The organism is Lysinibacillus capsici, from assembly GCF_020217405.1.
GTDB lineage: Bacteria > Bacillota > Bacilli > Bacillales_A > Planococcaceae > Lysinibacillus > Lysinibacillus capsici.
On record NZ_CP084108.1, the window covers coordinates 2,216,671 to 2,239,200 of the forward strand.

Consider the following 22,530-nt stretch of genomic DNA (forward strand, 5'->3'; position numbering starts at 1 on the left):
ATGAGGAGCAGAAGATAACGATCTTCTGCTTTTTTATTTTATCGAAAGGAGAATTACAAATTGACACCATCAGAAAGAAAGCGTCAAAGCAAAGTAAAGCCAGAAGGATTTGCTGATATGGAGGCCCTGGTAAAACAAATATTTGAAGCACAAGAACAGTCTTATTTTGATTGGCTTCATCAGCAGCACCAAGCCCAAATAATCAAATTTAATTTAGAAAACAAAGGAATAATAGCTTCTCTAGCTAAAGAAAGGGAGGTATAACGTATGGATAATGCCATTACGCTGATTAATGAGATTGCCAATGATGTACAAAAGTTTGCTCCTGCAGTAGCTGGTTTGGTTTTAATTATCATTGGTCTTGTTTGGATGTTTGCAAAAGATCCTCAAAAGAAAGAAAGTGCGCAGTCTTGGATGATGAACGTATTTATCGGATTCGCCATTGTTTATCTAGCTGCATCTTTCGTTGCTTGGATGACAGGAAAAGTATCTGGATTCTGATCTAATATTGTACTGAGGGAAAGCAAGGGAAGGAGAAAACAATGTGTTACGAAAATTATTGATTCGTTTCAAGGATGACGGTGATTACTTTCGAGAAATTGATGAAGAACGGAATTATTTTTTTACCGAAGCAGAAGGAATTATTGATAGGATTCGTGACAGAATTGCAAAAGAAAAAAGGGCAGCCTCTACCAAGTCTTTTGAGTTTTGGATTGATGGCCAATGTTTAGTTATCAGCCAAGTTCATTTTGACAAAAAAGATAGCCTCCAAAAACAGCTTGAGCATACAATTCTAACATTTGATAGTTGGGAAGAAGATATACGACATAAGTATGTCAACACCCTAAAGGAGTATGTTGAGGAGGAAAAGCAGCTGTTTATTAATAAAGAGTTTGCGACATTTGCGATTCGCTTTGATCAACTATTCGGTGTTTCTGCTTTTGAACCGTTCCCTATTTATTTAGATGGTTCACAACTAAATCAAGTATATGGGACCATGTAACCACTTGTTAGAACAGGCTTTTATGCAGAACTTGAGCAAATGATGGCAGCTATAAAAACTGCTTTAGAAAAGTTAGTCCTCGATGCTCAAAAGACTTTGCAAGGTGAGCAAACAGACTTTCTTCAACAGCAGAAACTGTTAGAGGAGAAGGTAAATTTGATATTGCAAGAGGATACAGCTTTCAAACAATTTTCTCAATATGCTGGTGCAAGTTTTCAGTCTGTAGGAAAACATCGTATTGAGGCTTTATGTCCCAATTTCAAACTATATCAGGCTGTTCAGCTGATCCTTTTTTCAACTTTTGTAGAACAATATAGTTTTGCTGAAGCTTACGAAATTCATTTAACACTGGTTACGGCTTTAAAAGAAAAATATGATGCTATTTTATCGCAAGGCTTCTCGCTTGCTAATGATGAAATGATTGAATCTCTTGTTTTAAGTCCAATTTTACAACAATTTAAGTTGGATATTGAAAAGCAATTACAGAGAGATGAGGTGAAGGAGGATGAGCCACAATAAATTACTTTATCAAGATATAAATGAGATGTTGGCCGAATTAAATGCAAAGGATCGAGGCAGATATTTCATTTGTACGTGTCCAGAGTGCCAGCAACAGGAAGCGTTTATCTATAAAAACAATATGAATTTCATTCAATGCAATCGAGAAAATAGTTGTGGTGAGCGTTTTATTTTATCCTACGAAGAAAAAGAGGCTGAAATCTCTTACTCTACTGATCAAGATAAAAGAAAGGGACTTAGCGTTAAGGAGTCTAAGCAGCTGGCCGACTTTACAAAATTAATGAATCATGTCCTACAAAATATCGAAAGTGACACCTTAGACAAGGGTTATCGAGGACTTTCACGTGCAACTACTTCCCCGTTCATTGCTGATTTTTCTAATCCAGAAGGCGTGAAATTTATGTTTGAATATGCGAATGGATTATTACCGAAGAATTATGCGGATAATCATTGGATGTGTCAAAGAAACCTTGTCTTTCCGTTATTTAGTGAGGATGGTCGTATAGATCGAATTTTGTTACGTTCATCCATTAATCCAAATATTGAGCCTAAAGAAATACAACTAGTTGTGAATCCCTCAAATGAAGCGAGGGATTTTTTTGTTGATATTCCTGAAGAGGCAAAAACCGTTGTTATTGGTGAAGCTATTTTGGACAGTTTATCATTTCGTGAAATCGATAAAACGCTTGGAATTATGGCATTAACAGGTTCTCGGAAATACCGAACTCTCTGCAACTATATAAAAGAAAATCCAGAAAAATTTCAAAATAAGCGATTTCTTATTGCTATGGACGATGATGTTGCTGGCTATAAAGCTTCCAAAGAAATCGCTAGTTGTCTGGAAGAAATACATGCTGATTATCAAATTTTTATATACCCTGAAACGTGTAAAGATGGAAATGACTTTTTAGTAAAGGAAAAGGAAAAATTTCAGCGATATGTTCAGTTTTTTGATAAGAAATTTGAGTCAAACAGCAGAAATTATATTGATATTAAAAAGTCCATGCAACATGTAGTAATATGCAATTCGAGAATGGATGCTTTATCGTTCCGAAGTGTTGATGCAGAATGTGGCGTATTAGTTATACAGGGAGAGGACAATGTTGATTTTAAAGAACCTATCCAGAAACTAATGTTAAACAGGGATTTACAGCATAAAACATTTATTTTAGCTATGCCACATACAGCTGAAGGTCAGAACAAAACACATGAGTTGATTGGATTTTTTGAGAAAATGAATTTAGAGTACAAAGTTTTTGAATATCCTGATGATGCCTTATCGCCAATAAAATTTTCTCTGGATGATCATAAGTCTTTTGAGAAATGTGTTAATCAACAACTTTTCAAAAAAGAAAATCAAGTGCGGAAACTTCAATATGAACGATAAGACACAAGGAAGGAGATATTATGACGACTTTTTTGAAATGGTTTGTACCACTACTAGCGTTCGTAGCTTTTATAGGGTTTATTGCCTACGGGGCATCAGTTCAGAATATAACGACACGTACAATGGCCGAAACTGAAGTGGTTTTGGAAACTGCTCATGTAGGAGCCATTCGAACAGGCTTAAATGAGCAGGGACGATCAGAGAAGGACGCTTTGTATATAGACAAAAAGGAATTAGTAGAAAATTTGTTGACTGAAATTGCAGCAACTCAAAAAAATCTTACCTACAAGCTCCAAGTAAATTATGCATTTGTAGATGCAGGAGGTAAAGTAACATCCATTGATAAAGATATTCGCGGTATCCAATACCGTATTCGATATATTGATGAAAAGGGTAAAGTGAAGGGTACTGCTGAACGACACTTAACACTGAATGAATTAGAGTAGGTACTCACCAAATTTGGTGAGTGCCTTTTACTTTAAGGGGAGGGTGGTGAAGCACAGGCATGTCAAATCTAAAAGGTGCAATTTTGGCGATGGCACTATGGGTTGGTGTAGTGTTTCCTTTCTTATTAAGTTTTGGAATCGACTCTTTGCAACAACGTGCTTATCTCAGTACAACAGAAAAAATAGCAGAGCTTCTTAAACAAGAAGGTGGCGTTTCCGAACAAGTACAACAGGTAGCGAATAATTTAAAGGGCAAAGGCTACATAGTGACCTTTTCTAAACCTAGTTTAGTTCAGTTTGGAGAAGAAATTGTTATTAATTATCAATATGAGTATCAAAATGTACGTGGTAAACAAAAGTTAGCTACACAAAATAAAGTGGTAATAGACAAACGTATAGTCGCAGGTGGCGGTAATCCTACCACGCCAAAGGAACCTCAAACATATTCTGTGACAACGCCTGAATCGTTAAATGCCAATGGTGAATTTACGTTTAACATACCAGGATTAAAAAATATACTAAATGTAACTTCAAATACTGGAAATGTTGAAATTGTGCGTGTTAACGGTGAAGAAGTAACAGCGAGAGTTTCTAATGGAGCCATCTCAAAGAAAGTTCAAACAGGTGGAGCATTTATTCCAGCTGATACGAAATTTGTTCGAGTTACAGAAAAACGAAGTAGTCCTAGAGTAGCGAAATACTTGAATTATAACCAAGATGGGTATGTAGGTAAGTTACAATACGTTGGATATTCAGGAACAGCACCAAGTAAACAAGTAACAGGTGATAATTTATGTATACATTTGGTAGCTGGAAGCTTTTCATTTTATGTTTATAAAGATGGGGATTGGACTCGTACTAGCGGAACAACAGCGTGTAGTAACACTGTTTTCAAGTACAAAGAAACAGATTCAAATGGTGTAACTTGGGTAGGTGATTTAATTGATTATGTGGATACCTTCTTTGATGAACCTAAGTATGTTTATAGATCTGGAGAATCATCACTAGAATTATTAAACGGTGTCGAATATCCAAATAAACCTGATCTTAATTCCATTGTCCCTAATCCTAAAAATGGAGATACCCTTGAAATTTTAGCTACTAAGGGTATTCGTAAATTTACTGGTATAGTTTATGACAATTCTAAAGGTAATCCAAGTTGGGATTACGAAGGATACGTCACAAGACCAGAATCAGATACACGTACTTACGCCAACTACTATCAATATCAACTACAATTTGAGTATATGAGTAATTGAGGACGATAAAACTTTCTACCTTTAAGTGCTTGAACCGAAAGGTTTAGCAGAATGGTGAGTCATTTCACAAGAAGGGAGTGAGAGATTTCATATGTCTAACCTAAAAGGTGCTATTCTGGCCACAGCGTTGTTTGCAGCTGTGGTTTTTCCTTTTCTTCTCATGATGTCTATCGATGCTTTCCATCAACATGCCTTTTTAAAGATGACAGAAGAGGTTACAGAGCTTGTCAAAGAAGAAGGCGGTGTATCTGAACATGTTTCACAAGTAGCTGAAAGATTAAAGAAAAAGGATTTAACGGTGACTTTCTCTAAGCCAGGACTTGTTAAATTTGGAGAAGATATTGTTATTGGGTATGAATACAACTATCAAAATGTGCGTGGTAAGAAAACGCTAGATGGTCAAGATAAAATCGTGATTATGAAGCGTCCCACTGGTAAAAATGGTGGTAATTCTAATGAACCTAATCTGCCAACTGAAATTGCAAAGTCATACTCTACAAAAACACCTGAGTCATTGCAGCCAGATAAAGAGTACACATTTACGGTACCAGGATTAAAAAATCTACTGGGTGTATCTGCAGATATGGGGAAAGTAGAAGTTGTACGTGTTGAAGGGGAGAAAGTGACCGTTAAAGTATCAGGTGGAAAAGTAGTAAAAACAGTACAAACAGGTGGAACAAATACGCTGGCAGACGAAAAATATGTGACAGGTGAAGATACAGCTGCGTATAACCAAAATGGTTATACTGGCACCCTAGAACGCTATCTTTATAGTGGGAAACTTATGCCAGCTGATAGTAAGGTGATCACGACAACTAAAACATCCTTATTTACTAGCGTTTTCCCAGGTTCTATAGACTATGGATCGGACGGGTATAGAGGTAATTTGTTGAAGAGTGGAGATCCAGTTAAAACGATTTTTAGTGGTGAATACACACCTTCAGATACAAAATGGATAGAGGGTGCTACAGCTGAAGAATACAATGAAAATGGTTATACAGGCAAGCTTGAAAAGTATCTTGTAAGTGGAACGTATATTCCAAGCGATACTAAGTATGTTCAAGACCAAAATTCAGCCAATTATCATCAAGATGGTTACTTTGGATATTTAGAACGTTATCAAGTTGAAGAATTCACTACAATAAGCGAGGTTTATCCTAACTTGGGGACGGGTGGTTGTTCTCATTTTTATTATATGAATGGACAATCTTTAACTTTAGTAGATCGCACGATTGATGGGGATACTACAACTTGCTTTTACAGTGGATATATTTTGGTAGATAAGTATAAAGGAATGGTCACAAAGCCTGCAGTTGATACACGCGTATATGCTTATAAGGGGACAGTAACAAAACCAGCTACAGATACACGTATTTATGAGTACGTCCAAAATTACACTGGTACAGTTACAAGACCTGAAATGGATTCACGTATTTATAAGTACCGAGGAACCGTTGTAAGACCAGCCTCTGATACGCGTACTTATGAGGATTATTACCAGTATGAATTGAATTTCCAATACAAATAAGGTGAGATATATGAAAAAATTTCTCAAAAAGACAATTTGGTTTTTGTTTTTTACATTTGTAGCTGCTATAGCTTATATAAATACGGACTATGGGAATATTGCCCCTCAAAGAGAGCAACAAGAAATCAAACACGTTCAGATGTAACTACTACATCCAGAGCGTGTTTTTTGTTGGAATTTGAAAGAAAGGAGTAAGGTCTATGAATGAAACAAAATATTTACAACGTTTAGCACAACCTAAAGGACTTCTTGTTTTCTCTATAGTTTTTTGGTCACTCATGTTTTTTGTTTCGAATTTTGTGCTTGCATTCCTTCAATCTATACTGGCATCGTTCCATCAATTCCAGGCAGATCCCAAGAGTGTATCTTTTTCGATTGATTGGCGAAGCTTTTTAGATTTTCAGTCAACTTGGATTCCGTTTTATATAGGGTTTGCAATTCTAAGCACGATAGGATTTGTGAAATTTATCTATAAAATTCGCTTGAATTTTGTGGATTTGAATAAAGGGCAGCACGGCACTAGTGAATTTGAACAGGTGCGTGAATTAAAAAAGCAATACAAAATTATACCTGCTGCAGAAAAAGAATATGACGGTGATGGTGGCGTCATTATTTCAGCTTTACAGGAAAAAGGGCGTCCGTACCGTCTATTAATCGATGAAGGACCTATTCATACGATGGTTATTGGGATTACGAGATCGGGTAAAGGGGAAACTTTTGTATTTCCTCAGATAGATGTACTGAGTCGAGCCAAAAATAAGCCCTCCTTAGTTGTCAACGATCCAAAAGGGGAACTTGCAGCTGCTAGTTATGACACGCTAATTGCTCGTGGTTACGAAGTGCATGTATTTAATTTAATACAACAATACATGGGAATGGGATTTAATCCATTACAAGTAGTTATCGATGCGTGGAAATCAGGAAATACGAGTTTAGCGCAACAGTATGCGAATAGCGTAGGGTTTATGCTATACAATGATCCATCAGCAAAAGATAAGTTTTGGTCCAACTCAGCTCAATCTTTGGTGACAGCAATCATTTTAGCTTTGACTGAGGATGCGTTACTGACTGGTAAAGAAGATACGATTAACTTATATTCGGTGGCTAATTTCCTGTCTACACTTGGAAGTGATACTAACGCGGAAACAGGTGAAAACGCATTAGATTTATTTTTCCAAGCCAGAGATGAGGTTAATCCAGCTCGTATGATGTATGCAACAAGTAACTTTGCTGCTGGTAATACACGTGCAGGAATTTTCTCATCAGCGATGGATAAATTGCAAATTTTCACATTAGAACCCAATGCAAAACTTACAAGTTACAACAGTTTAGATTTAACAGAAGTTGGATTTGGCGACAAGCCAATTGCGATTTTTATGGTAACGCCTGACTATGATAAATCGAACCACGTTTTGGCCAGTATTTTTGTGAGTCAATTATACCGAGTAAATGCTGAGAAGGCTACGATGAGTCCTAGCGGAAAAATGAAACGCCAGGTACATGCTTTACTTGATGAGTTTGGGAATATGCCAGTAGTGGATGGTATGGACGGTATGGTTACTGTAGGGGCTGGCCGAGGGTTTAGGTTCCATTTAATTATACAAGCTTATTCTCAAATGAAATCCCTGTATGGTGATGACGCAGATACAATCATTGGTAACTGCTCTAACCAAATATATATTTTAACGAAAGATAAAGCGACAGCAGAACAGTTCTCCGCGCTCATTGGTACAAAAACAATTACAGATGTGAGTCGTAGTGGAAAATTACTGTCTACAGATAAGTCGCATAGTGAATCCGTGAAAGAACGTGCTTTACTTATGCCAGATGAATTAATGCAGTTAAAAGAAGGGGAATCTGTAGTCGTTCGTGCTAATAAGCGTCAAGATAATGAGCGTAGAAAAATTGTGCCTAAGCCTATTTTTAATACGGGCGTTACAGCTGCTAAGTTCCGTTGGGAGTATCTAGCAGAGGACTTTGATAATAGTAAGTCCATATTATCTCTACCCATTATGTCCACTAAGTATCACAATTTAAAGATGTCTGAAATGGTCTTCACTTCAAAAAGTGAAAGAGACCTTTTTGTATGTATGTCTTCAGCAATGAGTACAGCAGAGTTTTCTAATTTGACAAGTACCTTGTATCAGCTATTACAATCAACGGATGATTATTTAGATGAAATTCCTACCTGGTCATTTTTACAGCTCTTTAGTTATCTTACTTATGGATCAACGATTGAATCAATACCTATTGAACGTAGAATTTTCAAGGAGTTAAAAAAATACTTACCAGATAAAGTTTTGAGGGAATGGACAAGTATTTTACGAGAACAACGTGAAAAAACGATGCAAAATAAAATGTCTTCAGCTCAAGATGAAAAGATAACAACTATTCAAAAATTGATTATGGAAGGGAGTCAATAAGATGTTTAACGAGTTGTTAAAGGAACGGTTGCTTGACGCTCATTTGGAGTTTTTCGGAAAAGATAAAAAGAAATTTCTAATCCATCGTATTTTATACGCTGTGGTTGTAACCATGCTGTATACAATGATTATTATGGTGATTAAAAAACCAATATTGTTAATTGGTTTACCAGCTGGCTTTTATCTAGGATGGAAATTTGCTTATATAAAATTGCTGGCAACCAAGAAAAATATTGATGTAAAAAATTCCTTTTTATTTCCGCAATTTTTGCAGAGCTTCATAGCATTACTACCGAGTTCAGGAAATGTCTATCAAACATTGAAAGTAGCGTTGAAATATACGCCTGATCCATTGGATAAAGAATTGATCAAACTTATTCAGAAAATCGAGAATGGAAATGATCGAAATGCCTATTTAGAATTTGCGGATTATATAGGTTCTAGTGAGGCTTACATGGTTATGAATATGATTTACCAATTTAGTGAACAAGGTGTAGAAAAGGAATCTATACAGGAATTAGAGCGATATATCCAAAACCTTCAGGAAAATAAGGTTGATGAATTGATACAACATAAGATGAATGCGAGCGATAAATTTGGTTTATTTCCAATTCTAATATCGCTTTTTTTAGTGGGTGGATTTGCTGGTGTCATTTTCTTGCACTACATGACGAATGTGACAGATGCATTAAATACCATGCCTAAATAGATTTTAAACATTATGACAAAGGAGGATGGTGGTGAATGTCTAAGGAAACGTTTGAAATTATTGAAAATGTTGCCCTTTTGCGAACTGCTGATACGGGATGGACAAGGGAATTGTCAAAAGTAAGTTGGTATCATAAACCAACTACTATTGATATACGGTGGTGGTCTCCTCAAAAAGAAAAAGCAGGAAAAGGCGTATCACTTACGATGGAAGAAGCCCAACTATTGTTGGAAGGATTGCAAAAATGTTTGTCTATTGAACAAATGGAGGTATAAAAAATGAACGTAATGAGCGATCAGGAACGTCTAGAAGAAAGAATTAATGAAATATTGGAGCAAAGTTTTTTAGGGCCTTATTTGAAACAATTAACTATCACAGATATTAGATTTAATGGTACACAATTGAGGATACAAGATAATGAGAAAGGCCGATATTTTCCGCCAGACCAGCCAAGTAAAGAAGAAGTCCAAAAGCTCGTGAAACAAATATCTGATATTCAAAAAGGAAACTTTTCGCACGCTGAGCCACAATTGGATACAGAAATCGGTATTCTACGAATCAGTGGTACACATCAACGTATTAGTATTGACGGTGTTAATCTTGCCATTCGTGTTTCTCGCCCTCATTTAGCGATTAGTTCAATAGCTGCTTTAGTGACGGGAGATCATGAACCTCTAGAGCGATTGTTTAAAGTATTAATGCTAGCAGAAAGTAATCTTATTATTTGTGGACGAACAGGTTCAGGAAAAACAGAATTTCAAAAATTGTTAGTTGGATATACAGCTGAAGATGCAAACATTGTATTAATTGAAGATACAAGGGATAGTCATATAAAAACATTATATCCTGAAAAGGATATTACAAGTTGGAAAACGATACCAGGTGTGTTTGAAATGAGCGATGGTGTGAAAGCAGCACTTCGAAATAATCCAGATTGGACCATTATCGCTGAAACCCGAGGTGCGGTATCTGCGGATGTACTTGATAGTGCGAAAACCGATCATGCCATTATCACTACTTTACACGCTAAAGGTGCAATGAATATTCCATCTCGTTTGATTCCGATGATTCGACAATCCCCTGCTTATGCGATTATTGATGATCAGTTAATTGGGAATGAAATCGTAGAATTTTTGCGTTGGGGTTGCTATTTACAAGGGACAAGGACCAAAGAAGGAAAAACTGTTCGAAGAATCAAAGAATTGGCCGAGTATACGGAGTTTACTTCGAAAGGAACAGTAGGGAATTATGTGTATAGAGAAGTGAAAGTAAGGGACCAAGAGACAGGTAAATATCGTATTGAACAACGCTATCAACCTTTATCAGAAAAGACATTGGCAGAACTAGAAGATAAAGAATTAATTCATTTAGTTCCAGACGAATTTTTGCCAAAAGGAGGCAGTAAACAGTCATGAAACAATTATTAAAAGAAGCTCGTGTGTTGTTCTATGGCTGGGAAATCGCGTTTTATTTACTAATATGGTTCTTGGCCAACTATCAGTTTTTCTATCTCATTTCAAAAGAGCGCACCATTAGTATTATTGTTGGCTGCATAGGTGCTCTCTTTTTCTTTTTTGTCTTTACGGTACAAAATCGTCAATTAAAAAAGTATCAAATGCATTTAAGTGAGTTATTGAAGTATGTCACAAACATGATTTTCTTTCTACAAACGGGTGAAAATGTTCTTCATGCATTCAAGGAAACGAAAGCAACTGTCCATCCAGACATACAAAAAGCAATTGAAATCAGTATTCAACAGTTAGAAAAAGAGGCTCAATTAAATACAAAACAGTTTGAAAAGTATGATTTTCCAACCTTAGATCAGTTTCATCAAAATTTAAAGATTCAATATGAGCATGGCGGTAATCCAGGTGACTTATTTAGCCAAATACATAAAAACATGATATTTGAGCTAAAGAAACGTGATGAATTATACCGTAAACGTAGAGGTTTCGCGATGGCTGTGTACATGTTGCTAGGCATGGTAATGGGGATCTCATTAATGCTGCGTTTTATTGTAGGGGAACTATGGGACACTTTTTTAAGCGTTGGCTTTGCTGGTATAGGTGTGTTATTAATAACACAAGTATTCGCCCTTTTGAACCTATACTTTTTACAGAAAAGAAGTATGGATATATCGATTCGCTACTAATTTGTTCAGTACTAAAGGATTCGCCAAAAATGGCGAATCCTATTGAGATATTGAGGTGACAAAATGAGTGTTTTGGAAAAAACCTCTTTAGTAATTTTTAATTTGATAATAAACGTTGGACATGCAGGATTATTGTATTTAAGTTTGAGTTATTATTTGCATGGAGCAAAGACTACAGCTATTACTGGTTTTTTGTTTTTGTTATGTTTGGTTATTTTCCAATGTCTTCAGATTGTTAAATTTGTAGAGCAATGTAAATACAGAAAGGAAGGTTATTTTTGATTGTTTCTATAAGTTCTTAATTTTGTTGTAATTAGCAACACTTTAGGTTATAATAATACTATCAAGTAAAGGGTAAGGGGTGTAAAACGATGGAGAAATCTTTAAATTACGAACAAACTTTTAAAATTGAAGTATTAAACGAATTTTCTAATGGTGTCTATGCACGATTACTAAATTTTATCTTGAAAAATGGTGTTGATAAAAACGATAGTAATAACTTTTATGTTAGTCTGTTACAACAGTTCTCAGAAATGCTTAATGTAGACTTATTTAAAATGTCAAATGTCGAATTAGATAATGTTAAGTCTTATTGGGAGAATATGAACGATTACATTAAAGGAATCACAAAGGAAAAATCAGCATGAATAAGTTTGATCTCGCTTATTTTTCAGAAGATGAGTTCCAGGAACGTTTGCAATTTACCATAGATAGATTAAGTAAAAAAAAGAAGCCTTTTCAAAAGCCAGTTGCTTATCTTTTAGGGGGACAAGCAGGTGCAGGGAAAACTACATTACATGCTATTATAAAGGATAAATTGAACAACGATGTTATAACCATCGATAATGATACCTTTAAACAAATGCATCCTAATTTTGATTTACTGGTTGAAAAATACGGTAAAGATTATGTGGCACATGTAACGCCCTTTTCTAACAAAATGACTGAAGCCTTGATTGAACATTTTAGTAGCCAGGGTTTCAATTTAACTATTGAAGGCACTTTACGAACAATTGAAACGCCTATGCAGACTGCTACATCTTTAAAAGAAAAAGGCTATGAAGTCAACCTTTATGCAATGGCAGTATCAAAAGATTTGTCTTATCTAGGTACAATAGAGAGATATGAATCAATGTATTTAATCGATCCACAAACAGCAAGATCAACTGATAAGGTTATCCATGACACAATAGTTTCAAATTTGCCTGATAACCTCGATATGCTTTTTAATAGTGGTTACTTCGCTGAAATTAGTCTTTTCACAAGAGAAGGAACCAAAGTATATTCTAGTGTTGATACGCCTTCAATTAGTCCAAAACAGATTATTTATGAAGCTTTAAATCAAGAAATACCCAAAGATGTGTTGATTAATAAAATTGATCATATTATCCATTTGACTAAACACAACAATCATCAAGTGCCAGATTTGTTAAATTGGCGAAAAGAACTGATACGACAATCTATTTCTCCTTTCCAAGACAATGAGAAGAAACAAGACAAAGTATTTAATAAAGTAAATAAAAATAAGGTTTTTGAACGTTAAGGAAGCGATGGCATTGGAGAAAGTATATTTAAGTCAAACCGATATAGGGAAGATGACTGAGAAGGTTGGATGGGGAGATCGTCGGAAAATTGCTGTTCTAATAGGCAGAAATCAATTTCCTCCACACGATGTACGAATAGGGAGTACGAAAGGTTGGAAAAAAGAAACGATTGACCAGTGGTTCGAAGACGTAGTGGAGAAAGATTTAAAGAAAAAGCCAAAAATACCTCTGAAGCCACAAGTCTAAGGTAGCCTAAAACTATGAGAAAAGTACACATAAAAAAAGAGGATTCGCCAAAAATGGTGAGTCTTTTTTCATGGAAATAAATTGATTATTTTAACAGATATGGTATAATGTAGTTATAGAAACTTCCTATTTAATAGTTATTGGTTTGAAATATAGATTGAGCAAAAAAATACCATTTGTTGAAGGAGGAAAATGAAATGAGAAACAAATTATTTATGGCGACATTAGCAGCTGCTATTGCTGTTCCAGTGATGGTGGCACCTATTCCAACTCATTATGCTGAGGCTGCAGGAACAAAAGGAACTGTAGTATTGGCCAATAATCCTTTCAAAGATGTAAAAGTAAATTCTCCATACTATAAAATTATTCATGAAATGCGAGATGCTGGGATCATTCAAGGCTATGAAGACGGTACTTTCCGTCCAGATACAACAATCAGCCGTCAACATGCTGCTGCATTAGTTAGCCGTGCGCTGAAAATCAATGATTTAACACTTGAAAAAACAAAGGAATTTAAGCAGCCAAAGGATCTACGTACAGATAGTCCTTTTTACAATGACATCAAGGACTTAGTAGAGGCAGGGCTTTTAGAATTAGACAGCCAGGGCAATGTAAACCCGAATAAGCCTTTGACACGTGGGGAAATGGCGAAAATTATTGCTGTAGCTTTCAATCTTGAAGTGAAGGCAGATTATGTGTTTGGGGATGTAAAAGGTTCAAAATATGAGGAATATGTGAAAGCATTATATTCAAATGGCGTAACGACAGGTTATGAGGACTATACGTTTAAATTGAATGGTTCTTTAACGCGTGTTCACTATGTCCTTTTCATGCACCGTGCTATGAATATAGATGCTGATTTTGTAGCAGAGCCAATTCCAACACCAACACCGAAACCAACGCCAGAACCAAAACCTGATCCTAAACCAACAACTAAGAGTCCAGTTAAGTACAGCGATTGGAGCTATCAGGATATTAAAACAAAAATCCCACGTCCAGCTGGCTATGTAGCAGGTGAACATGAGAAGAAGAATGCTGAATCTTTGTCAGAAATTGTGAACGAGAATGGGCATGGTTTCAGGACTAGTTTTGATATAGAAGCAAATTCTCCAACAAGGACTTCTTCTACATTTTTTAAAGGTTTTGAAGATGAACTGCGTTACAGTGCTGAACAAGTCGGTGTGACTTATGAGGAATATGTCAAGATTATTAATCGAGTGATTGAAACAGGAGAAGTCTATAGTAGTGATACGTTTGCTATGTACTTTAATTACCAGAACGGAAGGATATATCAGTCTGGTGTTCGTAACAACTAATGTATAAATAATAATATTAAAAAGACCTTTTCAATTTGAAAGGTCTTTTTTGTATGAGGAAAGGGAGAATTTTCATGTTGAAAAAGGCATTTTCTTTACTTTGCTTGGTTGTATTATTATTATCAACTTTTAGCTTTGATAATAGTACGACAATTAAAGTAGAAGCAGCTACTACTGTGCCTATTAAAGATACCATTACTCTTACGGTGAAGTTTCCTGATACTGTAGGGGAAGGTTTTGGTGTGGAACCGACTAATCCAGAAGATATTCACATGATGGTAGATAGTCAAGGGCGAAGTCACCCCCACCGTACAGGATGGGGGGCTATTCAGTATTCTTGTGTACGTACTGATACTGAATATATTGCTGGGTATGATAGCTATGGAAATCCTATATGGGATGTTCATACGGTATCAGGTTGGAGACAAGGGAGAGACTACAGCACAGAAGATAGCCATGTTCCCCATCAACCTTCCGAAGTTAAAAAAGAGATCGTTGAAAAGTATGGACAAGAGATGTACGAACTAGCAGAAGCTGCAGGCGCTGTATTCTATTATGACGACACAACACCCATTCCTGCTCGTTTCCTTACAGGAGATATAGGGGACTATAACCGACGAGTAAACGGTACAACAGGTCGCTATTCGATTTATTATAAAGACACTACCTATACTGATAGTCATTGCCAGAATGGAGAAAAGGCTTATTTTTATCGAAATAATGATTTCTTTGTCACAACAACTTTTGATGTTGTGTGGAAGGAGCCAGAAGATAAGCAAGGAACAGGTTTAGGGAGAGCATATTGGGAATTAGAAAGAACCGATAAAAATGGACCAAGTGAAGTTGCTGTCTACAGTAGCTTCCAGGGAGAATATGATAAACATGTTGCTGTCCGAAACATTAAACATATAGTAGATCTTGATACAAAACATGTTGAACAAGAAGGACCGATTGAATTTACGATTAACGCGAAACAAGTACAAAACAAGGACATGCAGTATGGCTTTGAATATGAATATACCAACAAAGAAATTGGTTGGGTATGTACAGGAGCAGGGGAGGATCAAGAATGTCATTGGGATGATCGTCCCGATTGGCGAGCTGTCCAAAAATTTGAATTGAACGGTTCTATACCAGTAGATCATCAACAAAAGAAAGCCGAAAAATCGGATAAATTAGATGGTGTTTTAGTGAAAAAATGGGTCGTGGGTAGAGAAGATAAGTATGGTCCATCGAAAGAGTCAAAAGCTTATTATGAACAATATCATCGTGCTGAAGGGAATGTATGGCAGGATGAGATAAAGTTAAAGACACAAACTACTTTGCCTATGACACCAGGGAAATTATTGTATAGCGTAGAGTTACCTTCAGGTAAACATAAAGACGGTGAGTTTTATCCACTTATGAAAACACAAAGTTCGGGTACTTATAAAGCAGCTGAATTAGACGAAAGCCTACAAGCTGAGTTTGAGGATGGCGTACAGCTTCAACAAAAAGTATTGAAAGATATGGGGATGAAAGGCGATCAACGTCAGTTCGAAGGAGAATTTGTTTCTGATTTGTTTTTCACGGCTTCAGGAACTGGCTTTATGTCAGGCTATAAATATGCTGAAAAAGTGAAGCAAGCGATTAATAATGATCAAGCACTACCGAGTTTCGCGCAAGTAATACAAGAGGGTGCAGCTAAAGGGGAAGCAGACTTTGTTCAATACACAAACGTGCCATTTGAGGATGAATGGGTCTTTACAAGTTCAGAAGAGGATCTTCCTCACTTACAACGTTATTCTTTACCAATTACACCGTATTCTCAATTAATGCCGAATGAAACGTACAAAAATCAATTAGAGTTAGTGGATATGGGATTAAGCGATCTGAGCTTTACATTTGATCAATCCTTTAGCTTTGAACATTTCTTATTTGGTTCGGGGTATGATGATGCCTGGATTATTGAGCAGCCAGAATCAAGAGTGCCTGTGACTGAATTTGAGACGGTGGAGTTAACGCATGATCAAGTGAAAAAACTTGCTAAAGCTGAAAGACAACACTCTAATAACAAAATTCATAACTTCCGATTTGTGGATCGAACTTTCCCTGATAAAGTGAGAGAAATCAGGGGCGCGCGATAAAATGACTATGATTTATTTGATAATCACTCCTATCCTAGTCTTTGTTATTTCATATTTTTGTGCAAGATATGTCGTATGGCCAATTTTTAAGATAATTAGTCAAATAGATAAGGATTCACCAAAAATGGTGAGTCCTTTTTCTTTGAATGTAGAAAATAAGAAGGGAGGATTCGTTCATGGAAGATAATGAAATTATCGAGAAACATAAGATACTGGAATCCATTTTGCATGTGAGTGATGGCTTTCTTTGGCAAGATGTGTTTAGGGCGCTTGGAAGTGGCATTATCTACACATTAAGCTGGTTGAATCAATTATTAGAAGACATAGTGACCAAAATTATTACACTCAATGATTTTTATGCTACGGGCGCAATGGGAGAGTTTATGGATAAAGCAAGACCATTAATATGGATTGTATTCTTTATAGCTCTTGTGGTTCTGGGCTTTCAATTTATGTTAAATAAAGTGGAAAAACGTAATGAAATTCTACTGAATATTGTGATGGCCGTATGTTTTATCGTCATCATTCCAGATTTAATGTCTAATATGCAGAAGATTATTGGTGTCGGAATTGAACAAATGAATCCTGAAAATGAGACGCTTGCTAGTAATATGATCAAAAGTAATGTGGCTGACGTTTTGTATTATGCCGAACATGATTTTCAATTTGCCAGTAGTACACGTGGGGATGAAAGTTCACCTCCAAGACCTGCAAGTAAAGAAAATAGTTCCATAGGAACTACAGATTATACCTATGCAAATCGTTTTTCGGATTCATCAGCGTTGCACATCCCCTTTTTACAAAAGCTTGACTTGCACGAAGATGATGGCTGGCTTTTTAAAGAAGATTGGGTAAAGCAATTAAGTGATGAGTCTAAAGAGGTTTTAAAAACGAAATCAGTTCCGACAGGTGTTGGCGACAGTTATCAAGTCGAAGAATTACAAGATAATGCCGTCCCTATGACGAAAATAGGTCGAGAAACTTATTATCGTTATCATGTCAATTGGCTGTCTTTAATAGTGTCCTTACTGGTAACGTCTATTGCGTTAGGTATCACAGTTTTAAAAATTGGCCGTGCTATTTTTGATCTAGCGTTCCATCAAATTTTTGGTATGTTCATTGCAGCTAGTGACCTTACAGGTGGACAACGGACAAAAAAAGTATTGGTGGAAATGGTCAATACTTTTGTCGTGATCTTTATAATGACGGGCCTCCTCCAACTATTCGTTTTGTTTGTGAATTGGGCAAACGGATTAAAGACGGATATTGGGATGTTCGGTGTCGTCATACTCATGATTGCTGGTGCTTGGGCATTGATTGATGCTCCTGATATTGTTCAACGTATGCTTGGTATTGATGCAGGTTTACGCAATGGATGGCAAGCGATGATGGGAGCTTATGCAGGAGGTAAAGCATTGACAGCTGGCGCACAGGCGCTTAAAAACGTAGCTCAAAAAGGTGCTGCTACTGTAGCAGGTGGAGCAAATATGGCGAAGAGAACTGTCGAAGGAATGCGTACAGAAACACCGTCAGAGGTAGGAAAACGTACTTCTGTGCCAGCGATACCTGGTAGTGGCGATGTAAAAACCATGCCAAAATCAAATGAACATCATTCAAATTCTACTATGGGAGGTACTTCAGCTTCAGATTCTATCCCGTCATCAGGTGAAAGTGATGGATTGAATGCATATGATCAGATAGCTGCAACTTCACAAGATTATGAGCCAATTCCGTCTAGTAATAACAGTAACCAGGTGGGTATGTCAGGAAGTATAGGAAGTGTTCAACCTGGTCAAATACCAAGTCAAGGTGGAAAGGAAAAAGGAAGTCCATCAATCCAACCAAAGACAGTAACAACACCAGCTAAACCACCAACAAATACAAGCACAAGTAATGTTTCACAAAGGGGTGCTATGCAACGTCAAGAAAGTCAATCTATATCAGGAAGTCCTAGTGTTGATTCTTCAATACAAAGTGTAACTGGTCAAGATGGCAACATTCATCAGGGACCAATTCAGCGACAAGAACATGAGCCAATTCCATCTAGTGAAGCAATCTCGTCTGAAGGGATCTCACTACAGCCAAGTACACCAGGCGTGACAAGACAAGTAGATACAGCAGCAACTATTCCAACAGGAGGTCCAAACGTTCGTCAAACAAGTGAGGCAATCCCGTCTGAAGGGATCTCACCACAGCCAAGTACACCAGGTGTGACAAGACAAGTAGATACAGCAGCAACTATTCCAACAGGAGGTCCAAACGTTCGTCAAACAAGTGAAGCAATCCCGTCTGAAGGAATCTCACCACAGCCAAGTACACCAAGTTCGACAAGTTCAGGAAATGTTCCAATGAGGTCGAACGTCCGACAAACGAGTGAAGTAATCCCACCTGGAAGGGTTACACAACAGGCAGGCACATCAGGAGTAATAACACCATCGAGTACAGGAAATGTGTCGACAGGTTCAAACAAACGTCAAACAAATGAAACAATCCCATCTGTAGGAGTTGGACCACAGCCAAATACACCAGGAGTGACAGCTCCAACGGTTATAGGAAATGGGCATCAAACTGTTACTAGTGGGGTAATTCAACAAGGTTCATCAGGAAATGTCCAACATGTTGCACCGCAAAATTCAACACAGGCACAAGTAGTTAGTCAACCAACAGGAGGATCAAACGTTGTACAGCAAGGACCAGTTGTTTCGACTGTAGGAGGACAAGGTGGTACTGTTCAGCCTAATCAAAAGTCAACTACCATTGATCCTAAAACATATGGACATAAACAGGTGGTGCATACAAATACAATTCTTGGTGGTAATCCATCTGTCCAACAATTGAAAGAAAGCGTGACACGTGCCGGTAATAGTGGTTTTACACTTGGTCAAAATATTCGTCGTATGACCAATAATATAGGAAAAAGAAAAAGACAAGGGAGTGACCAAGAATAATGTATGATATTCCAAAAGAAATTAAGGCAAAGCCTAAAATTGTTGGTTTAGAAGTAAAGGAGTTAATCATTTTATTGGTTAGCTTCTTTCTTTTTTTCACCGTATTAAAAGATTTAGTACATGGTATTTTGTTTATTCCTTATATATTGATGGCAAGTGGTACCTTGTTTTGGATGGTGTTACCTTCCAGGAATAACCCGCGACTCAAAAACTACATGTCATTGTATTTATATTTCAAGCGTAATAAATACACTTACCATGCAGTAGATGTCAAAAAAATTATGAATGATTATTTATATGGAGAGGGGGATCATCGTGAATAAAGAGGAAATCAAGCCAATTATTGTCCCTTCTTATACCGAGGAAAAAGTGTCTAAAAAAAACTTCCTTAAAAAGTATCCTTTTTTTCTAAAGAATAAAAAGGCAAAAAAGAAGATTGAAAGAAAATCTCATGTTTTACGGAAGACCCCCATGATTATGCCATTTATCGATATAACTGACGAGTACATTGTGATGAAAAAAGGCTATTTTATGGAGATCTTTCAAATTATGCCTCATGATTTACACTCACTAACGGATAACGATATAACAATAAAACTTTTAGAAAAAGCACGCTTTTATCGTAGTTCGGCTTCTCAACATAAAGTTGTCGGTTTAAACTTTCCAGCCAATACAGAAAAGCAGAGGCTCTATTGGGAAAGAAAAAAAGAAAAAACGACAGATCCATTACGTTTACGTATTATCAACAGAAAGATATTTGAGTTACAGTTTTTAGAACGCGAACGGACAAACCGTGAATATTTCTTGTTTATCTATGCCGAGTCAAATCAGATTTTAGAAGACGAGAAAAAACAAGTAGTGAGAGGGATGCGACAATCATTCCCTTTGCAAACCTTATCAAATGAAAAAAAGCAAGACATTTTATTTATGATGTCTAATCAAAATTCTAAATTATAAGTTGAGAAGGGGATGTTTAACGATGAAGCTATTAGACTCTTTTAAGAAGATGAAGCAGCCCGATGAAATGAAGCAAGACAAAGAGTATAATCCTACTTTTTTAGCTGCCATACAGCCACAAGGTGGCATTCAATTTAAAGATAAGTACATCCAAAAAGGAGACGGTTATGAGGCCTGTATTCACATATGGGACTATCCAACGGGTGTATCAAAATTATGGTTAGAAAAAATATTTTCCATGCGTGATGTCATTGTTACGATGGATATTGCCACAATGCCTAAAGATGAAACTGTAAGTGCCATTAATAAAAGTATGTTAGAGCAGACCGTACGTTATTCAAGTGGTAAACATCAATCTGAAAAAATGGATGCTCAAAATAGTTATCATGAGTTAGAAAGACTTTATCAGGAAATTTCACAAATGGGTGAGGTGGTAAAGCTTGTTGATATTCGTTTATTTGTACATGCCAAAACAATGCATGAACTGGAACAAAAAGTACAAGCAGTTGAAACGGATTTAGTTTCGTACGGATTTAAGGGGACGACATTCCTTAATGAAAGTAGTTGGGAATGGCAGTCCCTTTTTGTTCCTTATGAAGAGCAACAGACGTTTCCAAATAAAAGAGAAAGTAAAGGCATACCAGCGCTTTCATTAGCTGCAGGTTTGCCTTTTCATTTTTCTGAGCTTAACGATCCCACAGGAAGTTATCTAGGTACAACATTTAGTGGTGGTAATGTCATATACGATTTGTTCCATCGGGATAAAAAGCGTCGATACTATAATGCGGTTGCGGTTGGGACGATGGGAGCTGGTAAGTCAACACTGCTAAAAAAGCTCTTTACAGACAATGGTTGTCGAGGGAACTTTATTCGAGGATTTGATGTAACAGGCGAATTTGAAACAACTGTTAAAACTCTAAATGGCCAATTAATTAGTCTTGACGGTTCACATGGAATTATCAATCCTTTACACATCTATCGAGTAAGAGATGGTTCAGATCAAAAAAGTGAAAAATTAAGTTTTATGCAACACCTTTCAAAATTAGCTACGTTTTATCAATTTTTAGCAGTCAACCCTACGACAGAAGAAATGGAAGAATTTAAGAAAGTAACGCGAGAATTTTATCATTCTTTAGGGTTTGAAGAGCGTATTGAAACAACAGGCGTGACACAGTTAAAAAATGAAGAGTACCCGATTTTCAGTGATTTCCTAGTGTATGTACGTGATGAGTTATATGAAAATGCTGCAAGACGTATCATCCGACCTGAATTATCTATTGCACGGGCTAATCGATTAGAAAAAATTGAATTGGTCATCGATAACTTGGTAAACACATATGGCCATTTATTTAATGGTCATACAACGTTACCAGCATTTACGAACGAACAAATCATTATGTTCTCTATTAGAAATCTCACAAGATTATCAAAGAATATTTTTAATGCACAAATGTTTAGCGCACTTTCACTTATTTGGGATAACCTCATTCAAATTGGTGCGCCTCAATTGAAAGCTATCTATGAAGATCCTAATTTTAATGTAGAAGACGCTATTCGATTTTTGGTCTTTATTGACGAGTCTCACCGCATAGTCAATGCGGAAAATGTGCTGGCAGTTGATTACTTAATAGAATTCGAAAGGGAAGCTCGGAAATATCTTGGTGGATTGGTATTCGCAACACAATCCATTCGCGATGTTGTACCAGAGCATGCGGATTCAGAAGTTGTATCGAAGATTCGTACCTTATTTGAACTAACACAATACAAATTTATTATGCAGCAAGATGCCAATACGTTAGATGCTATGCGAACTATTTTTGAAGGACAAATTAGCGATAGCGAGTTGGCTGAAATACCTCAATTGCAACAAGGAGATTGTTTATTGTCCATAAGTGGTGTTGGAAACCTGATGTTTTCTGTAGAAGCATCTGAGGAAGAATTAGCTATCTTTAGAGGGGGTATGTAGT

General features: G+C 36.6%; 22 protein-coding genes. All 22 read left to right on the forward strand.

Annotated features, from left to right (window positions below; all coding sequences use genetic code 11):
- Nucleotides 1-60 precede the first annotated feature (60 nt).
- Nucleotides 61-264, forward strand: coding sequence for a hypothetical protein (locus LCP48_RS10800; RefSeq protein WP_225340950.1), 204 nt, complete (start codon nucleotides 61-63; stop codon nucleotides 262-264).
- A gap of 3 nt (nucleotides 265-267) precedes the next feature.
- Nucleotides 268-501, forward strand: coding sequence for a pilin (locus tag LCP48_RS10805; RefSeq protein WP_004230916.1), 234 nt, complete (start codon nucleotides 268-270; stop codon nucleotides 499-501).
- Between the two features lie 43 nt (nucleotides 502-544).
- On the forward strand, nucleotides 545-1,003 hold the full coding sequence (locus LCP48_RS10810) for a hypothetical protein (protein ID WP_225340951.1): 459 nt from the start codon (nucleotides 545-547) through the stop codon (nucleotides 1,001-1,003).
- 39 nt (nucleotides 1,004-1,042) lie between these two features.
- Entirely contained in the window at nucleotides 1,043-1,522 is a 480-nt protein-coding gene (locus tag LCP48_RS10815) for a hypothetical protein (protein ID WP_225340952.1), read from the forward strand.
- Nucleotides 1,509-2,909 (forward strand): toprim domain-containing protein, encoded by a 1,401-nt coding sequence (locus LCP48_RS10820; RefSeq protein WP_225340953.1) that lies wholly within the window; start codon nucleotides 1,509-1,511, stop codon nucleotides 2,907-2,909. The genes LCP48_RS10815 and LCP48_RS10820 overlap by 14 nt, the downstream gene beginning before the upstream one ends.
- Nucleotides 2,910-2,929: 20 nt before the next feature.
- Nucleotides 2,930-3,355, forward strand: coding sequence for a hypothetical protein (locus LCP48_RS10825; protein ID WP_004230920.1), 426 nt, complete (start codon nucleotides 2,930-2,932; stop codon nucleotides 3,353-3,355).
- Nucleotides 3,356-3,414: 59 nt separating this feature from the next.
- Nucleotides 3,415-4,614 (forward strand): hypothetical protein, encoded by a 1,200-nt coding sequence (locus LCP48_RS10830; RefSeq protein ID WP_225340954.1) that lies wholly within the window; start codon nucleotides 3,415-3,417, stop codon nucleotides 4,612-4,614.
- A gap of 91 nt (nucleotides 4,615-4,705) precedes the next feature.
- Entirely contained in the window at nucleotides 4,706-6,142 is a 1,437-nt protein-coding gene (locus tag LCP48_RS10835; RefSeq protein WP_225340955.1) for a hypothetical protein, read from the forward strand.
- A 200-nt stretch (nucleotides 6,143-6,342) separates the two neighbouring features.
- Entirely contained in the window at nucleotides 6,343-8,565 is a 2,223-nt protein-coding gene (locus LCP48_RS10840; protein ID WP_225340956.1) for a VirD4-like conjugal transfer protein, CD1115 family, read from the forward strand.
- A 1-nt stretch (nucleotide 8,566) separates the two neighbouring features.
- Nucleotides 8,567-9,274: a hypothetical protein gene (locus LCP48_RS10845; RefSeq protein ID WP_004230931.1), complete on the forward strand. Its 708-nt coding sequence runs from the start codon at nucleotides 8,567-8,569 to the stop codon at nucleotides 9,272-9,274.
- 35 nt (nucleotides 9,275-9,309) lie between these two features.
- Nucleotides 9,310-9,549 carry a YdbC family protein gene (locus tag LCP48_RS10850; protein WP_004230933.1) on the forward strand — a complete coding sequence of 80 codons (240 nt, stop codon included), beginning with the start codon at nucleotides 9,310-9,312 and terminating at the stop codon, nucleotides 9,547-9,549.
- 3 nt (nucleotides 9,550-9,552) lie between these two features.
- The gene (locus LCP48_RS10855) at nucleotides 9,553-10,689 is read left to right on the forward strand and encodes an ATPase, T2SS/T4P/T4SS family (protein ID WP_225340957.1); all 1,137 of its coding nucleotides are present in this window, start codon (nucleotides 9,553-9,555) and stop codon (nucleotides 10,687-10,689) included.
- On the forward strand, nucleotides 10,686-11,426 hold the full coding sequence (locus LCP48_RS10860; protein ID WP_225340958.1) for a hypothetical protein: 741 nt from the start codon (nucleotides 10,686-10,688) through the stop codon (nucleotides 11,424-11,426). Before LCP48_RS10855 ends, LCP48_RS10860 begins: the two co-directional genes overlap by 4 nt.
- 371 nt (nucleotides 11,427-11,797) lie before the next feature.
- A complete protein-coding gene (locus tag LCP48_RS10865) occupies nucleotides 11,798-12,073 on the forward strand; it encodes a hypothetical protein (RefSeq protein WP_004230939.1) in 276 nt (91 codons plus the stop codon).
- On the forward strand, nucleotides 12,070-12,969 hold the full coding sequence (locus LCP48_RS10870; protein WP_202341713.1) for a zeta toxin family protein: 900 nt from the start codon (nucleotides 12,070-12,072) through the stop codon (nucleotides 12,967-12,969). The genes LCP48_RS10865 and LCP48_RS10870 overlap by 4 nt, the downstream gene beginning before the upstream one ends.
- Before the next feature lie 13 nt (nucleotides 12,970-12,982).
- Nucleotides 12,983-13,216 (forward strand): hypothetical protein, encoded by a 234-nt coding sequence (locus LCP48_RS10875; RefSeq protein ID WP_225340959.1) that lies wholly within the window; start codon nucleotides 12,983-12,985, stop codon nucleotides 13,214-13,216.
- Nucleotides 13,217-13,413: 197 nt separating this feature from the next.
- Nucleotides 13,414-14,532, forward strand: coding sequence for an S-layer homology domain-containing protein (locus LCP48_RS10880; RefSeq protein ID WP_225340960.1), 1,119 nt, complete (start codon nucleotides 13,414-13,416; stop codon nucleotides 14,530-14,532).
- Between the two features lie 74 nt (nucleotides 14,533-14,606).
- Complete coding sequence (locus tag LCP48_RS10885) at nucleotides 14,607-16,658, forward strand: hypothetical protein (RefSeq protein ID WP_225340961.1); 2,052 nt, start codon at nucleotides 14,607-14,609, stop codon at nucleotides 16,656-16,658.
- A gap of 176 nt (nucleotides 16,659-16,834) precedes the next feature.
- A complete protein-coding gene (locus LCP48_RS10890) occupies nucleotides 16,835-19,606 on the forward strand; it encodes a pLS20_p028 family conjugation system transmembrane protein (protein WP_225340962.1) in 2,772 nt (923 codons plus the stop codon).
- Nucleotides 19,606-19,929 carry a DUF5592 family protein gene (locus tag LCP48_RS10895; RefSeq protein WP_225340963.1) on the forward strand — a complete coding sequence of 108 codons (324 nt, stop codon included), beginning with the start codon at nucleotides 19,606-19,608 and terminating at the stop codon, nucleotides 19,927-19,929. Before LCP48_RS10890 ends, LCP48_RS10895 begins: the two co-directional genes overlap by 1 nt.
- Nucleotides 19,922-20,563 (forward strand): hypothetical protein, encoded by a 642-nt coding sequence (locus LCP48_RS10900; RefSeq protein WP_225340964.1) that lies wholly within the window; start codon nucleotides 19,922-19,924, stop codon nucleotides 20,561-20,563. The genes LCP48_RS10895 and LCP48_RS10900 overlap by 8 nt, the downstream gene beginning before the upstream one ends.
- 22 nt (nucleotides 20,564-20,585) lie before the next feature.
- Nucleotides 20,586-22,529: a VirB4 family type IV secretion system protein gene (locus LCP48_RS10905; RefSeq protein ID WP_225340965.1), complete on the forward strand. Its 1,944-nt coding sequence runs from the start codon at nucleotides 20,586-20,588 to the stop codon at nucleotides 22,527-22,529.
- Nucleotide 22,530: the final 1 nt, after the last annotated feature.

Coding starts and splice junctions, on each gene's coding strand:
- LCP48_RS10905 (WP_225340965.1), top strand. CDS start 20,586: ATGAAGCTATTAGACTCTTTTAAGAAGATGAAGCAGCCCGATGAAATG.
- LCP48_RS10820 (WP_225340953.1), top strand. CDS start 1,509: ATGAGCCACAATAAATTACTTTATCAAGATATAAATGAGATGTTGGCC.
- LCP48_RS10870 (WP_202341713.1), top strand. CDS start 12,070: ATGAATAAGTTTGATCTCGCTTATTTTTCAGAAGATGAGTTCCAGGAA.
- LCP48_RS10830 (WP_225340954.1), top strand. CDS start 3,415: ATGTCAAATCTAAAAGGTGCAATTTTGGCGATGGCACTATGGGTTGGT.
- LCP48_RS10825 (WP_004230920.1), top strand. CDS start 2,930: ATGACGACTTTTTTGAAATGGTTTGTACCACTACTAGCGTTCGTAGCT.
- LCP48_RS10890 (WP_225340962.1), top strand. CDS start 16,835: ATGGAAGATAATGAAATTATCGAGAAACATAAGATACTGGAATCCATT.
- LCP48_RS10880 (WP_225340960.1), top strand. CDS start 13,414: ATGAGAAACAAATTATTTATGGCGACATTAGCAGCTGCTATTGCTGTT.
- LCP48_RS10815 (WP_225340952.1), top strand. CDS start 1,043: ATGATGGCAGCTATAAAAACTGCTTTAGAAAAGTTAGTCCTCGATGCT.
- LCP48_RS10855 (WP_225340957.1), top strand. CDS start 9,553: ATGAACGTAATGAGCGATCAGGAACGTCTAGAAGAAAGAATTAATGAA.
- LCP48_RS10840 (WP_225340956.1), top strand. CDS start 6,343: ATGAATGAAACAAAATATTTACAACGTTTAGCACAACCTAAAGGACTT.
- LCP48_RS10845 (WP_004230931.1), top strand. CDS start 8,567: ATGTTTAACGAGTTGTTAAAGGAACGGTTGCTTGACGCTCATTTGGAG.
- LCP48_RS10850 (WP_004230933.1), top strand. CDS start 9,310: ATGTCTAAGGAAACGTTTGAAATTATTGAAAATGTTGCCCTTTTGCGA.
- LCP48_RS10895 (WP_225340963.1), top strand. CDS start 19,606: ATGTATGATATTCCAAAAGAAATTAAGGCAAAGCCTAAAATTGTTGGT.
- LCP48_RS10835 (WP_225340955.1), top strand. CDS start 4,706: ATGTCTAACCTAAAAGGTGCTATTCTGGCCACAGCGTTGTTTGCAGCT.
- LCP48_RS10865 (WP_004230939.1), top strand. CDS start 11,798: ATGGAGAAATCTTTAAATTACGAACAAACTTTTAAAATTGAAGTATTA.
- LCP48_RS10805 (WP_004230916.1), top strand. CDS start 268: ATGGATAATGCCATTACGCTGATTAATGAGATTGCCAATGATGTACAA.
- LCP48_RS10860 (WP_225340958.1), top strand. CDS start 10,686: ATGAAACAATTATTAAAAGAAGCTCGTGTGTTGTTCTATGGCTGGGAA.
- LCP48_RS10885 (WP_225340961.1), top strand. CDS start 14,607: ATGTTGAAAAAGGCATTTTCTTTACTTTGCTTGGTTGTATTATTATTA.